The sequence below is a fragment of the Lentzea waywayandensis genome (assembly GCF_900115955.1).
Lineage (GTDB): Bacteria > Actinomycetota > Actinomycetes > Mycobacteriales > Pseudonocardiaceae > Lentzea > Lentzea waywayandensis.
This window is the reverse complement of record NZ_FOYL01000003.1, coordinates 478,372-498,032: the sequence shown is the minus strand read 5'-3', so window position 1 is coordinate 498,032 and position 19,661 is coordinate 478,372. Positions and strand designations below refer to the sequence as shown.

The following is a 19,661-nucleotide window of genomic DNA, read 5'->3' as shown; positions in this document are numbered from 1 at the left end:
CACACCCGGTGGTGCGACCGAGTGGGGTCGTCACCCGTTCGACCGATTCCGAATGGCCACCTGAGCTGAATGAACATGGTCGACAGCCGAGAGCCCGCCGTTGCCTGGGCGGCGGCGATCTCCAACACCCTCGTCGCGAACTTCACGCGCGGGAAGCTCGAGCAACTGCTCGGCGGCTACGTCGAGCAGTTGCTCAGTGGCGGGGTGGGCGAGGCACGGCAGGTCGGCCGGTCCATGGTCGAGCACGACTTCATCTCCTCGGCGACGCTGGAGCAGACGCTCACGTGCCTCGGTGAGCACATCCCCGTCACGCAACCCCAGCTGGCCGCGCTCGCCGCCGGCTACGCGGAGGGCCTGCGCGACCGCACGCTCGACCAGCAGGAGCTCAGCCGCACGGCCGCGATCAACACGATGCGCCGGGCCGAGAGCGCGGTCAGGGCGAGCGAGGCCAAGTTCCGGGCGATCTTCGAGAGCTCGGCGTTCGGCATCGTCGTGAGCGGTCTCAAGGGCCAGATCATCGACGTCAACGAGGCGTTGCTGGCGATGCTCGACTACAAGCACGACGAGGTCCGCAAGATGAGCGGCCGCGACCTCGTGCACCCGGACGACCGGGCCAGTCTGCGGGCGATGACGAAGCAGCTGATCGCGTCCGACTTCGACAACATCCGCGTCGAGAAGCGAATGGTCCGCAGCGACGGCGAGACGATCCAGACGCACATGGCGATCTCGCTGGTGCGCGAGGAGGACGACGCGCCGCCGTACCTCGTGACGATGATCGAGAACATGAACGAGATGCGCGCGCTGCAGACGCAGCTCGTGCGGCAGAGCCTCAACGACATGCAGACGGGCCTGCCGAACCGCGCGCAGTTCCTCGGCTGGCTCGAAGGCGCCGCCGGGTCGAAGGGCCCGGAGACGCTCGCGCTGGTGCAGGTCGACATCGACGGGTTCCGCGGCGTGAACGACGCGTTCGGGCACGAGGCGGGCAACCGGGTGCTGATGCACGTCGCGACCCACCTGCGGGCGGTGTTCTCCGAGGAGATCGCCAAGATCGCGCGCATCGGCGAGGACGAGTTCGGCGTCCTGATCAGGGACCCGCAGGACGTGCGGAGCGTCGTCGCCCTGGTGGAGGACTTCACGGCACGCCTGGAGGAGCCGATCTGGTTCGGCGCGCACGGCGTCGGCGTGACGACCAGCGTCGGCGTCGTGGCACGGGCGGCGCGCGGCGGCGACGCGGCGGACCTGCTGCGCGCGGCGGACGTCACGGTCGGCTGGGCCAAGCGCGACGGCAAGGCGCAGTGGGCGTTGTACGACCGCGAACGGGACGTGCACGACAAGGAGAGGTACGCGCTCGCGGCCTCCATCCCCGGCGCGCTGGAGGAGGGCCAGTTCCGCGTCGACTACCTGCCGATCCACTCCCTGGCCGACGGCTCGGTGCTCGCGCTCGAAGCCAAGATCGTCTGGGACCACCCCGAGCGCGGGGTGCTGTGCCCGGACACGTTCCTCGACCAGTCCTCGAACAACGGCATGATCGTCCGCCTCGTGCACTGGGCGCTGGACGACGCGTGCCGGCACGCGAGCGACTGGCACCAGGCGTTGGGCGCGCGGATGCCCGCCCTCTCGATCGACCTGCCGCCGCGGCTGTGCCAGGAACCCGAGCTCGTCGCCGAGGTCGCTCGCGTGCTGACCCGCACCGGCCTGCCCGCGTCGTTGCTGCGCTTCGAACTGCACGAGCACCTGCCGGCGTTGCTGAACGACGACCAGCTCGAAGAGCTCACGATCCTCGCCGAACGCGGCGTCGGGCTGGTGCTGGACCAGGTGAACGGTGGCAACGTCGGTGTCGACCGGCTGCGCCGGCTGCCGTTGACCGGCGTGAAGTTCACCGGCTCCGTCGTGCACGGCCTGGACGAGGGCGCGAACCGCGTGGAGGAGAGCGCGTCGGTGACGTTGCTGACGTGGGCGTCGATCCTGCGGCTGCCGCTGTACGCGGAGGACGTCCGCACTCCCGCCGAAGCTTCGCGTCTGGCCGAGTTGGGCGTGACGGGCGGGCAGGGTGCGCACTTCGGTCCGCCGCTGTCGGCCTCAGAGGTCTCCGCGCTGCTTCTCAGCTAGTTCTTATCAGCTGGTTCTTATCAGGGTTTTCCAGGGTTTCGGCACAGCTGGCTCACATGATGGGGGTCCATCGTGGAGTCATGACCGAGCAGAGCTTCCCCGCGATGAGCGGGTCACTGGTGGAACCGCAGCCCGTCGTCGTCGCCCCGAAGTTCTGGCGCCGAACGGCCCCGATGCTGACGGCCGCGGCACTCGTCGCCGGCTTGTTCGGCGGCGTCACCGGAGCGGTGATCGCCTCGCCGGACTCCACCCCCACCTCCACCTCCGTCTCCGCGCAGACGATCTCCAACACGTCCACACTGGACTGGAGCGCCGTCGCCTCGGACGTGCTGCCCTCCGTGGTGCAGGTCAACGTCGGCAACGGCCTCGGCTCCGGCGTGATCCTCTCGGCGGACGGCAAGATCCTCACCAACAACCACGTCGTGGCATCGGCCGGCGGCCAGATCACCGTGAAGTTCAACGACGGCCGCGAGCTGCCGGCCACCGTCGTCAACACGGACCCCACCTCGGACCTGGCCGTGCTCCAGGTCTCCGGAGCGTCCGGCCTGACGCCGATCAAGTGGGCGGACTCGGGTTCGGTGAAGGTCGGCGACGCGGTGATGGCCATCGGTTCGCCGTCCGGGCTCCAGGGCACCGTGACGACCGGCATCGTGTCCGCTTTGGACCGCAAGGTGACCGTGCCCGGCGAGACCCGCCGCGCGTCTTCCGTGTCGTACCAGGCGATCCAGACCGATGCGTCGATCAACCCCGGCAACTCCGGCGGGGCTTTGGTGAACGCGGCCGGTGAGCTGATCGGCATCAACTCGGCGATCTACTCGCCGGCGTCGAGCAGCGGTGAGGCCGGAAGCGTGGGGATCGGGTTCGCGATCCCGTCCAACACGGCCAAGCAGATCGTGGACAAGCTGAGCTAAGAGGTCCAGAGCGCCGAGATCGGCAAGCAGGTCATGCCGTCTCCGAAGCTGCCTGACTGCTCTCCTGAGCAGAGCACGAAGCCCGCGTGGAACCTGTCACCGAGGCGCCGTTGCAGCAAACGCAGGCCGCGGAAATCGTCAGTCCGGACGGTTTCCGCGGCCTTCACCTCGATGCCGATCACACGGCCCCTGTGGTCCTCCAAGACTGCGTCGACCTCGTACTGGTCGCGGTCACGGTAGTGGTGCCGAACCTGTCACTGCACATCTGCCGAAGATCAGGACAGCCAGTCCGGGCGCAACGGCATGTGCGACGTCGTCCCGTCCAGCTTCACCCCGAGCACCTGGTGCAGCTGGATGTTGTTGCGTTCGAACCCGAGCCGCGACGCCGCCAGGTACAGCCGCCACACGCGAGCCCGGGCCTCGCCGACGTCCTCGACGGCCTCGTCCCAGTGCTCGTCGAGGTTGCGGCTCCACGCGGCCAGCGTCAGCGCGTAGTGCTCGCGGATGTTCTCCTCGTGCCGCACCTCGAACCCGGTGTCGTGCATCAGCGACACGAGGTGTCCGGGACCGACGAGCTCGCCGTCCGGGAACACGTATCGGTCGATGAACGGACCGGACAACGCCCGCTCCTTGTTGTTCGGCCTGGTGATGCAGTGGTTGAGCAGGCGGCCGCCCGGCTTCAGCTTCCGGTACAGCGACGAGAAGTACGCCGGGAGCTTGGCCTTGCCGATGTGCTCGGTCAGGCCGATCGACGACACCGCGTCGAACCCGGTCTCGCGAACGTCCCGGTAGTCGAGATGCCGCACCTCGGCCAGGTCCGACAGCCCGGCCTCGACGATCGCCTTCTGCGCCCACTCCGCCTGGTTGCGGGAGAGCGTCACGCCGATCGCCCGCACCCCGTACTCGCGCGCCGCGTGCATGACCATGCCGCCCCAGCCGCAGCCGACGTCGAGCAGTTTCATACCGGGCTTCAGCCCCAGCTTGCGCGCCACCAGGTCGTGCTTGGCGAACTGCGCCTCCTCCAAAGTGGACTCCAGCGACGGGTACACCGCGCAGGTGTAGGCCATCGACGGACCCAGGATCCACGCGTAGAACTGGTTCGAGACGTCGTAGTGGTGCGCGATGGCCTGCGAGTCGCGGGCCTTCGAGTGACGCAGGCCGTGCAGACGGGTCTCCTGTGGCGGCGGCGAGACCTTGTGCGAGAACCGGATCCGGCCCAGGAACCGCAGCAGTTCCAGCCGTTGCAGCACGGGGAGCTCTCGCAGGGAGAACTCGGAGAGCTGCGCGAGACCGGCGTGCACGTCGCCGAGGATCTCCAGGTGGCCCGTCACGTAGGCGCGGGCCAGGCCCAGTTCACCCGGCGCGGAAGCCAGGTAGGACAGGGCTTCCGGTGTTTTGATGTCGATGGACACCGAGGCCGCGGTAGGCCCGGCGGTACTGCCGTCGTAGGCCTGGAAGCGAACGTCGCTGCCACCTGTGATGCGCTGGAAAATGGAGGCCAACCGCATTCATCGTCCCCTGACACACTTGGCGTACAGATCAGGCAAGCGGTTCGTCTGGTCGTACCGGCTCTTCACGGACCGGTAGTGCGAACCGTTGTAGTGCCGCCAGAACTCGTCCTCGGTGTAGTAGGAGTCCGAGTACAGCGACTTGTGGCCGCCCAGCCGAGCCACCTCGCGCTCGATCAGCCGGTTGCGGTCACCCATCTTCTCTCCCGGACGGACCGGGACCTCCGACCAGAACCCGACGTTGACGTACAGCGTGTCCTTGTCCATCGGGTAGAGCGGCCAGGCCGTGGTGTCGCGCAGGCGAACCGGGCACAGCCACACCGGCGAGATGCCGATCTCGCGGTCGAAGAAGTCGAGGAACGCGGCGAGCCCCGCGACGGGGATCTCCACGTCCTGGATCACCGGCTCGACGTCCACCCGAGGCCGCAACCGCCGGTGCTTGGCGACCAGACTCCGGTACACGTCCGAACGCAGGTAGCGCTTCGGCCACATGCGACGGACGACCGGGTTCTGCGCGCCGAACGCCCGCGAGCACCAGAACCAGTCGGTGTCCCAGCGCCACAGGTAGTCGTGGATCGTGAGGTGGTCCGTGCGGCGTTTCTGGATGGACCGGTAGTAGATCTGGTTGCCGGTGTAGTCGGACGTGTACGGCGCGATGTCGGCGTAGTGGCCCAACGTCAGGTACATCTCACCCCGTGAGAAGACCGTGCCGTCGACGAAGTCCGCCGAGCCGTCCTCGCAGACCTCCTCGATGACGGCGGCGCACTCCTCGAACGACCCGAACGGCACGTGCCGCAACCGCACGTACTGCCGCACCGGCTCCAGTTCGATCTCGAGCCGCAACGCGTAGCCCAGCGTCCCGTAGGAGTTGGGGAACGCGCGGAACAGGTCGTCGTCCGGTTTGGCGACGACCACCTCGCCGTCGCCGGTGAGGATCTCCAGCTCCCGCACGGACTCGTGCGGCAGCCCGTTGCGGAAGGACGTGGACTCGATGCCGAGACCCGCCACGGCACCGCCGATGGTGATGGTTTTGAGCTGCGGCACCACTAACGGCATCAGGCCGTGGGGAAGTGTCGCGGCGACGAGATTCTCGTAGGTGGTCATGCCCTGCACCTGTGCGGTGCGTCCGACCGGGTCCACTGACAGGACCTGGTCGAACCTGCCGACGTCGAGCCCGCCGGCCTGGTCGGCCCGGAACCGGAAGAGGTTCGACGTCTTCTTCGCGAGCCGCACTGGCGCACCTTCGCGCATCGCGGCGTACTGCGCACTCAGCGCAGCCACGGCCGAGCTGTGCCCATGGTCCCTCACCAGAACGACGTTATTCCTCGTCAGCGCCGTTGGCACGCCCAAAAGCCCGAATGGGCCAGCGATCTTTCGGCACACCCTGCCTAAAGTTACTACCGAGTAGTAGCGTGCGAGGCATGGCTACGCACGAGGTGACCAACCAGGTGCCGCCGCTGAGCGGTCACGACGTCGCGGCCGACCCGGCCCTGCTGAGCTGGGTCGACAGCCCTGACCTGCACGCTCTGGGCAAGCTCGCGGGCAGCCACGAGTGGCAGGAGCACGGCAGGCTGGCGAACGCCCATCCCCCGGTCCTGCACACCCACGACCGGTACGGGAACCGGATCGACGAGGTCGAGTTCCACCCGGCATGGCACGAACTGATGAACGTGGCCGTTTCGCACGGATTGCACGCCTATGTCGACGGTGAGCACCTCAACAGGGCAGCCAAGTTCTACGCGTGGTCCCAGGTCGAGGCCGGCCACGGATGCCCGATTTCGATGACTTACGCGGCGGTGCCCGCTTTGCGCGTCGCGCCGGAACTGGCCGAGATCTACGAACCCCTTCTCACCGCCCGGAACTACGACTTCGGGCTCAGGGCACCGCTGGGCAAGCAGGGCCTGATCGCCGGCATGTCCATGACCGAGAAGCAGGGCGGATCGGACGTCCGCGCGAACACCACCGTCGCGAAGCCGGTGACCGACGGCTACGTGCTGACCGGGCACAAGTGGTTCACGTCGGCGCCCATGTCGGACATGTTCCTGACGCTCGCCCAGGCACCCGGCGGACTGACGTGCTTCCTGGTCCCGCGGGTGCTGCCGGACGGCACGCGCAACCGGTTCTTCCTACAGCGCCTGAAGGACAAGCTCGGCAACAAGTCCAACGCGTCCGCCGAGATCGAGTACGACGAGGCGTTCGCCTGGCGCGTCGGCGACGAGGGCCGCGGCGTGCGGACGATCATCGAGATGGTCAACACGACCCGGCTCGACTGCGTTCTCGGCACCGCGGCGGGCATGCGGCTCGGAGTCCGGCAGGCCACGCACCACGCCGCCCACCGCAAGGCGTTCGGGAACTACCTGATCGACCAGCCCGCCATGCGCAACGTGCTGGCGGACCTCGCGATCGAGTCCGAGGCGGCGACCACGACCGCGATGTGGCTGGCCCAGCACCGGCCGCGGCTCGCGCTCGCGGTCACCAAGTACTGGGTGTGCAAGCGCGGCCCGGTGCACGCCGCCGAGGCGTTGGAGTGCCTGGGCGGCAACGGGTACATCGAGGACAGCGGCATGCCGCGGCTGTTCCGCGAGTCGCCGCTGATGTCGATCTGGGAGGGTTCCGGCAACGTCGCCGCGTTGGACGTCCTGCGTGCGATGAAGAAGGAACCCGAGTCGGTGCAGGAGTTCCTCTCCGCCGTCACCGGCGTCGACCAGCGCGTCGACAAGGCGCTGAACGAGCTCGGCGCCGCGCTGTCCGATGTGGACGAGTCGCAGGCGCGCCGGGTCGTGGAGAAGATGGCACTGATCCTGCAGGGTGCCCTGCTGGTCAAGCACGGGCACCCCGCCGTCGCGGACGCGTTCCTCGGCTCACGGCTGGGCGGGGACTGGGGAGTCGCGTTCGGCACGCTCCCCAAGTCCACCGACTTCGCCTCGATCATCGACCGCGCTGTACCCAAGATCTAGGCACGACGACCGTTCGCCTGTTTCATCTGCACCCTCACACCCGTGCGGAAGGCAGACGACCGTGGCCGGACAGACCGATTCGAACCCGCGGTGTGACACCGTTCGGGTCGAACGGACTAAAGGCCCAGCTCGCGGGCGATCAGCATCTTCTGCACCTCGGAGGTGCCCTCGCCGATCTCCAGGATCTTGGCGTCGCGGTAGAAGCGGCCGACCGGGTACTCGTTCATGAAGCCGTAGCCGCCGAAGATCTGCGTGGCGTCGCGGGCGTTGTCCATCGCCGCCTCCGACGAGACCAGCTTCGCGATGGCCGCCTGCTTCTTGAACGGCTCGCCGCGCAGCATCCGGGAGGCGGCCTCGTAGTAGGCCAGGCGCGCGGTGTGCACGCGGGCCTCCATCTCGGCGATCTTGAACTGGATCGCCTGGTACGTACCGATCTTCGCGCCGAACGTCTCGCGCTCGTGGGCGTAGCGGACCGACTCGTCCACGCAGCCCTGGGCGAGGCCGACCGACAGCGCGGCGATGGCGACGCGACCCTCGTCCAGTGTGCGCAGGAACTGGGCGAAGCCGCGGCCGCGCGTGCCGAGCAGGTTGGCGGCGGGCACTCGACAGTCCTGGAAGGACAGTTCGCGTGTGTCCGAGGCGCTCCAGCCGACCTTCGAGTACTTCTTCGACACCGTGAAGCCCGGGGTACCGGACGGGACGATGATCGAGGAGATCTCCTTGCGGCCGTCGGATTGCGTGCCCGTGACCGCCGCGACCGTCACCAGGCCAGTGATGTCCGTGCCGGAGTTCGTGATGAACGCCTTGGTGCCGTTGATGACCCACTCGTCGCCGTCAAGGCGTGCGGTGGTCGCGAGCGCACCCGCGTCGGTGCCGGAGCCGGGCTCGGTGAGGCCGAACGCGCCGAGCTTCTGCCCGGACGTCAGCGAAGGCAGCCACTCGGCCTTCTGCTCCTCGGTGCCGAAGCGGTAGATGGGCATGGCGCCCAGCGAGGTCGCCGCCTCCACCGTGATCGCGACGGACGAGTCGACGCGCGCGAGCTCCTCCAGCGTGATGCACAGGGCGAAGTAGTCACCGCCCATGCCGCCGTGCTCTTCGGGGAACGGCAGGCCCAGCAGGCCCATCTGCCCCATCTTCGCGACGATCGGGTACGGGAACTCGCAGCGCTCGTAGTAGTCGCCGATGACCGGGGCCACCTCGTCGCGAGCGAACTCCTCGACGGTCTTGCGCAGGTCCTCGTACTCGCTCGGGAGCCTGAAGTCCAACATTGCTGTCACTCCTCGTGAGAGACGACGAGGGCCAGTACCTGGTCGAGTGCGACCTGCTGGCCTGCTTGCACGTTCACTTCGGCGAGCACGCCGTCGACCGGTGCGGTCACGGTGTGCTCCATCTTCATGGCCTCGACCACGAACAACGCTTGACCGGCGGTCACTTCCTCGCCCTGCCGGGCTCGAACCACCAGAACGGTCCCTGGCATCGGCGACTTCACCGGACCGCCGGACGCTGCGGCGCCGTCGGCGGCTCCGACCAGGAACTCGGCCTCGACCAACGCCCAGGAGGCGCCGTCGTGGCCCAGCCACAGGACGTCGCCGTCGCGGGCCATCGAGTAGCGGCGCGAGCCGACGAGCAGGTCGGCGCCTTCGCGGCGGGCACGAGCACGGACCGGTTCTCCCGCGCCCACAACGACCTCGTCGCCGCGCACGCGCACGTCGACGTCGTTGATCCGCCAGGTCGTCCAGGCGTGCTCACCTACGCGCCAGCCGCCCAGCTGGTCCCACGGGTCTTCACCGTGCGGCTCCAGCGAACGCTCCAGGCCAGCCGCGACGTACACCTCGTCCGGGATCTCGGCGGAGGTCAGCGCGTCCAGCTTGCGTTCGACCAGACCGGTGTCCAGCGCGCCCGACCGCACGTCCTCGTCACGCAGAAGCGCGCGCAGGAACGGGATGTTCGTCGTGACGCCCAGCAGCACCATCCGGCCGAGCGCGTGATCCAAGCGCCGCAACGCTTCCTCGCGGGTACGGCCGTGCGCGATGACCTTGGCGAGCATCGGGTCGTAGTCCGAGCCGACGACAAGTCCCTCGTACAGCCCGGAATCCACCCGGACGTCGGCCGGCTCGCTCAGCGCGAGCACACGGCCGCCGGTCGGCAGGAAGCCGCGCGACGGGTCCTCGGCGTAGACGCGGGCCTCGACCGAGTGGCCGTTCAGTTCGACGGAGACGTCCAGCACCTCGCCGGACGCGACGCGGAGCTGCCACTCGACGAGGTCGACGCCCGTGACCATCTCGGTCACCGGGTGCTCGACCTGAAGCCGGGTGTTCATCTCCATGAAGAAGTAGTCGCCGGACGCACCGTCCACGATGAACTCGACGGTGCCCGCGCCGACGTACCCGACGGACTTCGCCGCGTCGACCGCCGCGGAGCCCATGGCCTCGCGCATCTCGGACGTGAGGAACGGCGACGGCGCCTCCTCGATGATCTTCTGGTGCCGCCGCTGGAGGCTGCACTCGCGCTCACCGAGGTGGATCACGTTGCCGTGCGCGTCGCCGAGGACCTGGATCTCGATGTGGCGCGGGTTCGTGATGAACCGTTCGATCAGCAGCGTGTCGTCGCCGAACGACCCGCGCGCCTCCCGCCGGGCCGACTCGATCGCCTCGCGCAGCGCCGATTCCTCGTGCACCAGCCGCATGCCCTTGCCGCCACCGCCGGCAGAGGGCTTGAGCAGCACCGGAAAGCCGATCTCCAGGGCCGCTTCGACGATCTCGTCGTCGGACATGCCCGCGCGAGTGCGGCCCGGCACGACGGGAACGCCCGCCGCCGACACCGTCAGCTTCGCGCGGATCTTGTCGCCCATCGCGTCGATCGCCGACGCGGGCGGCCCGACGAACACGATCCCGGCGGCGTCACAGGCCGCCGCGAACGCCGTGTTCTCGGCGAGGAACCCGTAACCGGGGTGGATCGCCTGCGCGCCAGTGGAAACGGCGGCCTGAACGATCTTCTCGATGGACAGGTAGCTCTCCCTGGCCGCGGCAGGCCCGATCCGCACGGCCTCGTCGGCCAGCCTGACGTGCAACGCCTCGGCGTCCGCGTCGGAGTACACGGCGACGGAACGAATCCCGAGCGACCGCAACGCGCGGATCACCCTGACCGCGATCTCCCCGCGGTTCGCCACCAGAACGCTGTCGAACATGATCACATCCGGAAGACGCCGTAGGAAACATCGTCGATGGGGGCGTTCGCCGCACTGGACAAGGCAAGTCCCAGCACCGTGCGGGTGTCACGCGGGTCGATCACACCGTCGTCCCAGAGCCGCGCGGTCGAGTAGTACGGGTTGCCCTGATCCTCGTACTGCTGGCGGATCGGCGCCTTGAACGCCTCCTCGTCCTCCGCGGACCACTCGTCACCGAGCTGGTCGCGGCGGACCGTCGCCAGCACGGAGGCCGCCTGCTCGCCACCCATCACGGAGATTCGGGCGTTGGGCCACATCCACAGGAAGCGCGGCGAGTACGCCCGGCCGCACATCGAGTAGTTTCCGGCGCCGAAGCTGCCACCGATGATCACGGTGAACTTCGGGACGCGCGCGCACGCCACCGCCGTCACCATCTTGGCGCCGTGCTTGGCGATGCCACCCGCCTCGTACTCGCGGCCGACCATGAAGCCGGTGATGTTCTGCAGGAAGACCAGCGGAATGGATCGCTTGTCGCACAACTGGATGAAGTGCGCGCCCTTCACGGCCGACTCGCCGAACAGGATGCCGTTGTTGGCGACGATCCCGACGGGGTGGCCGTGGATGCGCGCGAAGCCGGTGACGAGCGTCTGCCCGTACTCCTTCTTGAACTCCTGGAACTTCGAGCCGTCGACGATCCGCGCGATCACCTCGCGCACGTCGTAGGGCGTCCGGGAATCCGTTGGCACTACACCGTAAAGATCGTCGGTGACGACCGGAGCCTCCACCGGAGCGACGTCCCACGGCCGTTGCACGCGCGGGCCGAGCGTCGAGATGATCGAACGGACCATCCGCAGCGCGTGCGCGTCGTTCTCCGCCAGGTGGTCGGTGACGCCGGACGTCCGCGAGTGCAGGTCGCCGCCGCCGAGGTCCTCAGCTGAGACGACTTCACCGGTCGCGGCCTTCACCAGCGGCGGGCCGCCGAGGAAGATCGTGCCCTGGTTGCGAACGATGATCGCCTCGTCGCTCATCGCCGGCACGTACGCGCCACCGGCGGTGCACGACCCCAGCACGGCGGCGATCTGCGGAATCCCGCGCGCCGACATCGTGGCCTGGTTGTAGAAGATCCGGCCGAAGTGCTCGCGATCGGGGAACACGTCGTCCTGCTTGGGCAGGAACGCGCCGCCGGAGTCGACGAGGTAGACGCACGGAAGGTTGTTCTGCAGCGCCACTTCCTGCGCGCGCAGGTGCTTCTTGACGGTGATCGGGTAGTAGGTGCCGCCCTTGACCGTGGCGTCGTTCGCGACGATCACGCACTCACGGCCGGAGACCCGCCCGACGCCGGTGATGATGCCCGCGGCCGGTGCCTCGTCGCCGTACATGCCGTTGGCGGCGAGCGGCGACAGCTCCAGGAACGGCGAACCGGAGTCGACCAGCGTGTCCACGCGCTCGCGCGGCAGCAGCTTGCCGCGGTCGACGTGCCGCCGGCGTGCCTTCTCCGGACCGCCGAGCGCGGCGGTGGCGAGCTTGCCGCGCAGCTCGTCGACGAGCGCGGTGTGCTCCTTGGCGTAGCGGTCCGACGGCTCGGCTGCGCTGCGCAGGACAGGTGCGTCCATGCTCCCCAGACCTCAGGTTAGCGGGCGTTAACAAGGCCATGTTAACGCCCGCTCACCTAGCGGTCCACAGGAACGCCTCGAGAGTGACCCGAACGCAGGTCAAGCAGCCTTTCAGGCACTCTCACGTTCCGGAATGAGCTAGCCGATGACCGACCGCAGAGCGGGCAGGTAGCCGCTCTGATGCCCGGCCCTGTTCGGGTGGTACGACTCCTCGACCGGCCAGCTCAGGCTGTTGAGCCACCAGCTCGACGAGCAGATCTCGTGCCCGGTGAACGCCCCGCGCACGTCGACGTAGCTGAACCCGGCCGCTGCCGCCCGCGCGCCGATGGTGGCGTGCAGCGCGTCGGAACCGGAGTTGATCGCGGCCCGCTTGGTGTCGCTCAGGCCGACGTTGCAGGAGCCCGGCACCTTGTAGATGCGCGGGTAGCCGAGCACGACCACGCGTGCCGACGGGGACTTCGACTTGATCGTGTTGTAGACGTTGGTGAGCAGGCCGGGAAGCGTGTTCGCGGCGTAGGTCTTGGCCTGGTTCACCCGGTTGGCGCAGTCCTGGTCCGAGCCGAAGGTGCAGGTGGTGATGACGTCGGTGAAGCCGGCGTCGTTGCCGCCGACCTGCACGGTGACCAGGTTCGTGGCCGCCGTGAGGTTGTTGGCCTGGGTCAGAACGTCACCTGTTCGCGCGCCGGAACAGGCCACGGACTTGAACGTCGCGGGCGCTGTCGCAGCCGCCCAGAGTGCCGGATACGCGAGCGGACCGCGCTTGCAGCTGCCGCTGGCACCGTCATAGCTGCCGGTCCCGAGCCCGGAGGCGTAGGAGTCGCCCAGCGCGACGTAGTTGACGGGGGCCGCGCTGGCGGGGTTGGCGAGCGCGATGACTGCCGCGGCGGCGGTGACCACCGAGGCGATGAAGTGAGCAGGACGCATCGAAGACTCCCGAAGGGGCCGCAGGGTTGTGATGCATTGCACGTCAATGGTTACTCACGAGTAAGGCCTGTGTGAAGTATTGGTCAATAGTCAACATTTGGGCCTCGTACCTGCGGAAATTCCACCCATCGGAGGATGGCGCGGGGTCGGGCCGAACGGTTCGCCGATCAGGTGCCGGCGTTGAAGCAGGACACGCCTTCGTGCGATGCCTCGTAGTCGCCCGCGATGGCGTAGACGTCGATCGCGTCGAAGATGTGCCCGGACGGCCGCGCCCGGAAGTACAGGCTTCACCTGGGTTGCGCGGACCCGAATTGTGGGACACGACGTCAGGTAAACGCCTGCTAACCTCCCTTCGTGGTCGAGAAACCCTCACGTCGGGACCAGATCCTCAACGCCGCGGCCGAACTCTTCGCGCGCCACGGCTTCCACGGCGTGGGCATCGACGACATCGGTGCAGCCGTGGGCATCTCCGGCCCGGCGCTCTACCGGCACTTCCGCAGCAAGGACGCGATGCTCGGCGAGATGCTGACGTCGATCTCCGAACGGCTGCTGGACGGCGGCCAGGCTCGGGTGGACGCCGCGTCGAACGCCGACGAGGCGTTGCGGGAGCTGATCGGCTGGCACGTCGACTTCGCGCTGGACGACCCCGCGCTCATCACCGTGCAGATGCGCAACCTGGCGAACCTCACCGACCCGGACCGCCGTCGCGTGCGTGCCTTACAACGCCGCTACGTCGAGGTGTGGGTCGAGACGATCCGGCGCACCGTTCCCGATTTCGACGAACCGACCGCCCGTGCCGCCGCGCACGCCGTGTTCGGGCTCATCAACTCGACGCCGCACAGCGCTCACCTGGACCGCGACCAGATGGCCTCACTGCTGTCGCGGATGGCGCTCGCCTCGCTCACGCCCGCCGTCGTACGGTCCTGACCTGGCGGACTGGCGATCAGCCGAGACCTATCCGTAACCTTGCCCGACAATGGGCGCGCGCAAACTCCTCCTCCGGCTTCCGGCCTGGTTCCGGTTCACGGTGATCACGCTCGCGGTGTTCGTCTGCGGGGTGATCGCCTCACGTCCGGCGACCGGCGACAACGGGGTTCCACCGAGCGCCGACGTGATCGCCGCGGCCAACGCCGTCGATGCGTTCGTGGCTCCGTCCGCGACGCACGATCCGTACGTCAACCTGCCGAGCGACTTCGCGCGCGAGATGGGCAGAGACCCCAAGACCGTGACAGCGCCGGACGGGACGCTCAGGGTCGTTGACGCGGGTGGCGGGTGTTCCGGGCCTGCCGGTGACACGGAGTGGGACTTCAGCGCCGCGTGCCGGGCGCACGACCTGGGCTACGACCTGTTGCGTTATGCCGAGCACAAGGGTGATCCGCTCGGGCAGGGCGCGCGCAAGGCGTTGGACGACAGGCTCACGATCGACCTGCACGCGCAGTGCCGGCTGAACCCGCGCGGTGCCGAGCAGAGTTGCCACGCGGTGGCCGAGACCTACGCGCTGGGGCTGAAGTTCAACTCGTGGCGGCAGCGGTGGGGGCCGCCGGGCCACGAACCCGTGGTGGCGTGGGCGTTCGGCAGTGCGGTCGTGGTGTTCCTCCTGCTGGCCCGGCTGCACGGGCGCCGTCGTGACGACACGGGCGCTGCGAACTCGTTGCCGCTGGTGCTGAAGCACGCCGAGCAGGACCGGTACGCGACCTTCCTGCGGCTCTTCAGCCTGGCGTTGCTCGTGCTCGGCGAGACCGTGGCGACGCTCGCGCACCTCCGCGGCTCCGGCACGCCGTGGCTGTGGGCGTTGCAGGCGGTGCCGTTGTTCTTCTTCGCGGGCGGGCACGCGAACCTGCGCAGCTGGCAGGCGCACCAGGGCGGCTTCGGCTGCTGGGTGTCGAGCCGGACGTCGTGGCTGCTGCGGCCGGTGCTCGCGTTCGTGCTGCTGTGGGTCGTGCTGTTCGCCGCGCTGAACCTGATGGACGTCAAGGTCGACGCGTACAGCCGGTTGATCACGCATCCGTTGTGGTTCCTCGGGGTCTACCTGCTGGCGGTGGCCGCGACGCCCGCCGCCGCGTGGCTGCACGAGCACTTCCGCCGCACCGCGCCGTTCGTGCTGATGCTTGCGACTCTCACCGTGGAAATCGCGCGCACGTCGATGGACTGGAAGACCGGCGGGTACGCGAACCTGATCGTCGGCGCGTTGCTGATGCAGCAGATCGGTTTCTTCTACGCGGACGGCACGCTCACGAACCTCTCGCGCCGGACGCTGGCCGCGCTCGGCGCCGTCACCTTGCCCGCCTTGGTGTTCTTCAGCGACTACCCGCGCTCGATGATGGTGCTCGGCGTGGCGCAGGTGTGCCTGGCGCTGCTGGCGCGCGGACGGGTCACCGCGTGGCTCGACGGCCGGTCGTGGCACGTCGTGGACTTCGCCCGCCGCGCGCCGATGACGGTGTACCTCGCGTACCTGGCCGGGGTCGGCGCGCTGGTCGGGTTGCTCGGGCTGACGCAGGCGCCGATCTGGCTGGTGCTCGGGCTGGTGCCGCTCATCCTGCTGTTCCACCGGTTCGAACGGCGCCTGGTCCGGCTGCCGCAGCTCCAGCACGAGTCGCACCGCACCCGGCTCGCGACGGCCATGGGCGTGTCGTTCGGGACGCTCGGCGTGCTCGGGTTCGTGGTGAGCGGGTTCCTCGGCGACGGCGTGCTGGTGCTGCTGCCGGTGGACCCGTTGCAGAACCTCATCCACCTGCTGCTCGGCTGGTACCTGATCCACACGGCCCGCACCGGCAGCTGCGACACCCGACTGCCGTGGCTGCTCACCGCGCTGGCGTGCGTTCCGCCGATGCTGGCACTGGATCCGGCTCCGCCGGTGGTGGTGCTGCACGCCGTAGCGATCGGCCTCGCAGTGCTCGGAGCCATCCCCAGGTCACGGCCGCGCACACCGGCAGCCACAGCAGTCGCTGCCACACCCAGCCCGGATGATCTGGTGGCTGCTGGAGCCCCGGCAACGGCCCCCACGCGCTGAGCGCCAGCGTCACGGTGATCAGCGCGCTCTGGTGCGCCAGGAAGATCCCCAACGCGCGCTTGTTCAGCCACGCCACGGGTTTCGTCGTGCCGAGCCTGGTCAGCAGCGGCGCGATCGTGAGCACCAGACCGATCTGCGCGAACGCCAGCGCGAGCGTCGCGTAGTTCGGCGGGTTCAGGTTCGAGACGGCCTCGCCGGGAACTCCCACCGCCGACACCGGATAGCCGCCGAACGTCGTCAGCAACGCGTACCCGGCCACGCCCAGCACCAGCAGCGGCGGACCGGGAATCCTCCTGCGCGCCAACGAGTAGCCGAGCTGCCAGGCCGCCCACCACACCGCGTACGGGACCACCAGCACCAGCACGACCGGGACGAGCACACCCCACGAGTGCTCGTCCAGCCTGCGCACCAACGGTTTCAACGCCAGCAGCACCAGGTAGACGCCGAGGAACCACAGCGGGGTCGTGACCAGGAACCCGATGTTCCAGGCCGTGCCCTGGTCGACGCCGCGCAGGATCAGTCCGAAGAGGACAGCGGCCCAGCAGCCGAGCATCAGCGACGTCGGCACGGCGAGCTGCTTCAACCTGACGAGAAACGGCGTCTTCGAGTGCGCGGCCGCGTAGCCGCCCACGAAGAAGAACAGGCCCAGCGTTTGCAGCACCCAGGAAACCGGTGTGAGCGAGGACAAGTGCTTCAACGGACTGTCGATGTACATGCCGGTAGGCGTGTCCACCAGCGAAGTCACCAACCAATGGCCGAGCACGACCGCGACGACGGCAAGCGCCCGCACGGCATCGATGAACGGATTCCTCACAGCTTCTCCCCCGAAGCGATCCGGACGAGCGCGCCCAGCGTCTCGCTGCCCGGTTCGTAGTAGGTGTCGTGTTTGCCGCCCTCGAACCGCAGCACGGTCGCACCGAAGCCGTCCGAAGCCGGATCCGTCCCGTGCCCGAGGTCGAACAGCCGGGCGTTCGGCACGAACCGCATCCAGTCGCCGCTCGACCGCACGGCCCACACCTTCGCCCGCGTCCCCAGCTCCGCCGCGGATTTCGCCCGCACACCAGGGCTTCCGGTGAACACGATGTCGTCTACTTCCAACGAATGCGCCGCAAGTCCGACCACGACCGACCCGTAGCTGTGGCCGTAGACGTGGATGCGCGCGTTGGTCTGCAACGCCCGCACGAAATCGACGAGCGCCGCAGCTCCCTGCCGGGCCAGCGAGCCGGTCACCGCGTCCACACCAAGCCCCTGCGGCGTGCGGTACCCGAGCCACGCGATCACCGCGAGGTCGCCGCGATGGGCTTGCGCGTACAGGTTTGCCGCCATCCGCCCGACTGTGCGGTCGAACCTGTCGACGTCCACATCGGACCCCGGCACGACGATCACGACGTCACGTGCGGTGCTCAGGTCACCGACGATCGCGACCCGGCGGGCGACGTCGGAACGCCACTGCGCGATCGACGGCGCGACCGACGGGAGGGCGATCAGCAGGAGGAACAGGACGGCTCGGCGCATGAACCGAAACTAGGAAGACCACAAGCCCCGAATCGTCACGCTGACGTGCCGCTTTTCCGTTGCTACCCCGGTATCACGAGCCCGCTCTCGTAGGCCGCGATGACGGCCTGGGCGCGGTCGCGGAGGCCCAGCTTGGTGAGCACGCGGCTCACGTGCGTCTTGACCGTCTGCTCGGCCAGCACCAGGTGCGCGGCGATCTCGGTGTTCGACAGGCCCTGCGCGATCAGCACGAGGATCTCGGTCTCGCGTTCGGTCAGCACCCCCAGCTGCGCGGGCCGGATGCGGTCGGAACGCCGCGACCGCACGAAGTCCTCGATCAGCCGTTTGGTGATCGACGGCGCAAGCAGCGCTTCCCCCGCGGCCACCACGCGAACGGCGTTGAGCAGCTCACGGGCCGGCGCGTGCTTGAGCAGGAACCCGCTCGCACCGGCCTGCAACGCCTCGTAGACGTAGTCGTCGAGGTCGAACGTGGTCAGCACCAGCACTTTCAGCTCCTGCGACCCGTCCAGCAGCAACCGGGTGGCGGTCAGACCGTCCATCTCGGGCATGCGGATGTCCATCAGCACGACGTCCGGTTTGACCGTACGTGCCAATGCGACACCCTGCACGCCGTTGCCCGCCGCGCCGATCACCTCGATGTCGTCCTGAGCGTTCAGCAGCGCGGAGAAGCCCTCGCGCACCATCTCCTGGTCGTCGACCACGACCACCCTGATCACTTGTCCCCCAACGGAATCCTCGCCCGGACCATGAACCCGCCGTCCTCGGTCGACTTCACGGTCAGCGTGCCACCGTGCACGGCGACACGTTCACGCATGCCCACCAGACCCTGCCCGCTGCCGCCGCCCATGGACGGTCCACCCGCGGTGTTGCGCACCAGCACGTCGAGCCGGCCGTCGTTCTTGTGCACGTGGACGGACGCCTTCGAGCCGGGCGCGTGCCTGGTCGCGTTCGTGAGCGCTTCCTGCACGACCCGGTACGCGGTCAGGCCGACCGCCTCCGGCACGTCGTCCACGTCGATCTCAGCCTCGTCCCCCGCCCGCACGAGCTCGGGGATGCGGCTGATGCCCGGTTGCGGTTCGCGTTCCAGTTCCTGACCGTTCGTCCGGAGCACGCCCAGCAGGCGCTGCATGTCGGTGATGGCTTCGCGCGCCGCCTCACCGACCTCGGCGAACTCCTTCACCGCGTCCTCGTTCAGTCCTTTGAGGCGGTAGGGCGCGGTCTCGCACCAGACCACCACCATCGACATGTGGTGCGCCACGACGTCGTGCATCTCGCGTGCGATGCGGGCACGTTCCTCCAGCGCGGCCTTGGCGTCGCGCTCTTCCTCGAGCTCACGTTCCGCTCTGCCGCGCGCACCGAACAGGTAGACCGCCGCACCGACGATGGGCACGAAGAGCGCCATGTCCGCGGCCTGCGGCTCGGAGGCGATGATGAGCGCGCCGCTGATCAACGTGGCCGCGATGACGATCCCGCGCGAGTAGAACGCCGCGACCGCGACGAACAGCGGTACCGCGGTCCAGTACTGGAAGGCCCCGGTGCCCTCGCCGGCCCACAGGAGGCTGACGAGGTAGAAGCCCGGCACCGCCAGCCGCCAGGCGTAGAGCGGCGACCAGATCAGCAGCACGTACGGCACGAGCGTCACCAGGAAGATGACGACCCACCAGCCGTCCGAGTCCGCCTGGCGCACGTAACCGGCGCTGGCGACGACCGCCCACACGAAAGCGTAGATGATCAGCGCGGCGTGCACCGGGATGCGCAACCGCCCGAGCAGCTTGGCGAGCACTCGGGTGCGATCGGGGCCTAGGACGGTTCGGTACAACGTGCGGAACACCACCCGATGCTAGGTGGATCCGGTGATTCGCACATTGACCTGCGGAGTGACATACCCCGGTAGCACTCTGATCAAGATGGGGCATTGCGAATCCGTGACACCGCGCGGTAGGCAGTA

General features: G+C 68.5%; 14 protein-coding genes and 2 pseudogenes. 5 read left to right on the top strand and 11 right to left on the bottom strand.

Annotated elements, in window-relative coordinates; all coding sequences use genetic code 11:
* Nucleotides 1-75: 75 nt before the first annotated feature.
* Nucleotides 76-2,109, top strand: a complete 2,034-nt coding sequence (locus tag BM417_RS13085; protein WP_177320407.1) for an EAL domain-containing protein — start codon at nt 76-78, stop codon at nt 2,107-2,109.
* 80 nt (nt 2,110-2,189) lie between these two features.
* A complete protein-coding gene (locus BM417_RS13080; protein ID WP_093592258.1) occupies nt 2,190-3,020 on the top strand; it encodes a S1C family serine protease in 831 nt (276 codons plus the stop codon).
* On the opposite strand, the pseudogene BM417_RS13075 reads toward BM417_RS13080, so the two are convergent.
* The 3 genes and pseudogenes from BM417_RS13075 to BM417_RS13065 form a co-directional block, all read right to left on the bottom strand.
* A pseudogene (locus BM417_RS13075) lies at nt 3,017-3,253 on the bottom strand (ATP-binding protein); the annotation flags it as partial. The gene BM417_RS13080 and the pseudogene BM417_RS13075 overlap by 4 nt on opposite strands.
* Nucleotides 3,254-3,295: 42 nt before the next feature.
* Nucleotides 3,296-4,528, bottom strand: coding sequence for an SAM-dependent methyltransferase (locus BM417_RS13070; protein WP_093592252.1), 1,233 nt, complete (start codon nt 4,526-4,528; stop codon nt 3,296-3,298).
* Nucleotides 4,529-5,779 carry an FAD-binding oxidoreductase gene (locus tag BM417_RS13065; RefSeq protein ID WP_245821935.1) on the bottom strand — a complete coding sequence of 417 codons (1,251 nt, stop codon included), beginning with the start codon at nt 5,777-5,779 and terminating at the stop codon, nt 4,529-4,531.
* A 170-nt stretch (nt 5,780-5,949) separates the two neighbouring features.
* On the opposite strand from BM417_RS13065, the gene BM417_RS13060 reads away from it, so the two are divergent.
* Nucleotides 5,950-7,485: an acyl-CoA dehydrogenase family protein gene (locus tag BM417_RS13060; protein ID WP_093592246.1), complete on the top strand. Its 1,536-nt coding sequence runs from the start codon at nt 5,950-5,952 to the stop codon at nt 7,483-7,485.
* A gap of 116 nt (nt 7,486-7,601) precedes the next feature.
* Here BM417_RS13060 and BM417_RS13055 read toward each other — a convergent pair whose 3' ends face one another.
* The 4 genes from BM417_RS13055 to BM417_RS13040 all read right to left on the bottom strand — a co-directional run bounded on the left by BM417_RS13055 (nt 7,602) and on the right by BM417_RS13040 (nt 13,188).
* Nucleotides 7,602-8,753 (bottom strand): acyl-CoA dehydrogenase family protein, encoded by a 1,152-nt coding sequence (locus BM417_RS13055; RefSeq protein ID WP_093592243.1) that lies wholly within the window; start codon nt 8,751-8,753, stop codon nt 7,602-7,604.
* 5 nt (nt 8,754-8,758) lie between these two features.
* Nucleotides 8,759-10,672 (bottom strand): acetyl/propionyl/methylcrotonyl-CoA carboxylase subunit alpha, encoded by a 1,914-nt coding sequence (locus BM417_RS13050; RefSeq protein WP_093593658.1) that lies wholly within the window; start codon nt 10,670-10,672, stop codon nt 8,759-8,761.
* 2 nt (nt 10,673-10,674) lie between these two features.
* Nucleotides 10,675-12,264, bottom strand: a complete 1,590-nt coding sequence (locus BM417_RS13045; protein ID WP_093592241.1) for a carboxyl transferase domain-containing protein — start codon at nt 12,262-12,264, stop codon at nt 10,675-10,677.
* A 138-nt stretch (nt 12,265-12,402) separates the two neighbouring features.
* Complete coding sequence (locus BM417_RS13040; RefSeq protein WP_093592238.1) at nt 12,403-13,188, bottom strand: SGNH/GDSL hydrolase family protein; 786 nt, start codon at nt 13,186-13,188, stop codon at nt 12,403-12,405.
* 354 nt (nt 13,189-13,542) lie between these two features.
* On the opposite strand from BM417_RS13040, the gene BM417_RS13035 reads away from it, so the two are divergent.
* The gene (locus BM417_RS13035) at nt 13,543-14,115 is read left to right on the top strand and encodes an SACE_7040 family transcriptional regulator (RefSeq protein ID WP_093592235.1); all 573 of its coding nucleotides are present in this window, start codon (nt 13,543-13,545) and stop codon (nt 14,113-14,115) included.
* Nucleotides 14,116-14,164: 49 nt separating this feature from the next.
* Nucleotides 14,165-14,626: pseudogene (locus tag BM417_RS50125) on the top strand (hypothetical protein); the annotation flags it as partial.
* A gap of 1,363 nt (nt 14,627-15,989) precedes the next feature.
* On the opposite strand, the gene BM417_RS49165 reads toward BM417_RS50125, so the two are convergent.
* The 4 genes from BM417_RS49165 to BM417_RS13010 form a co-directional block, all read right to left on the bottom strand.
* Nucleotides 15,990-17,012 carry an acyltransferase family protein gene (locus tag BM417_RS49165; protein ID WP_245821890.1) on the bottom strand — a complete coding sequence of 341 codons (1,023 nt, stop codon included), beginning with the start codon at nt 17,010-17,012 and terminating at the stop codon, nt 15,990-15,992.
* On the bottom strand, nt 17,009-17,713 hold the full coding sequence (locus BM417_RS13020; RefSeq protein WP_093592229.1) for an alpha/beta hydrolase: 705 nt from the start codon (nt 17,711-17,713) through the stop codon (nt 17,009-17,011). The genes BM417_RS49165 and BM417_RS13020 overlap by 4 nt, the downstream gene beginning before the upstream one ends.
* Before the next feature lie 62 nt (nt 17,714-17,775).
* The gene (locus BM417_RS13015; protein ID WP_093592226.1) at nt 17,776-18,429 is read right to left on the bottom strand and encodes a response regulator; all 654 of its coding nucleotides are present in this window, start codon (nt 18,427-18,429) and stop codon (nt 17,776-17,778) included.
* Nucleotides 18,426-19,544: a sensor histidine kinase gene (locus tag BM417_RS13010; RefSeq protein WP_093593652.1), complete on the bottom strand. Its 1,119-nt coding sequence runs from the start codon at nt 19,542-19,544 to the stop codon at nt 18,426-18,428. Before BM417_RS13010 ends, BM417_RS13015 begins: the two co-directional genes overlap by 4 nt.
* Nucleotides 19,545-19,661 lie beyond the last annotated feature (117 nt).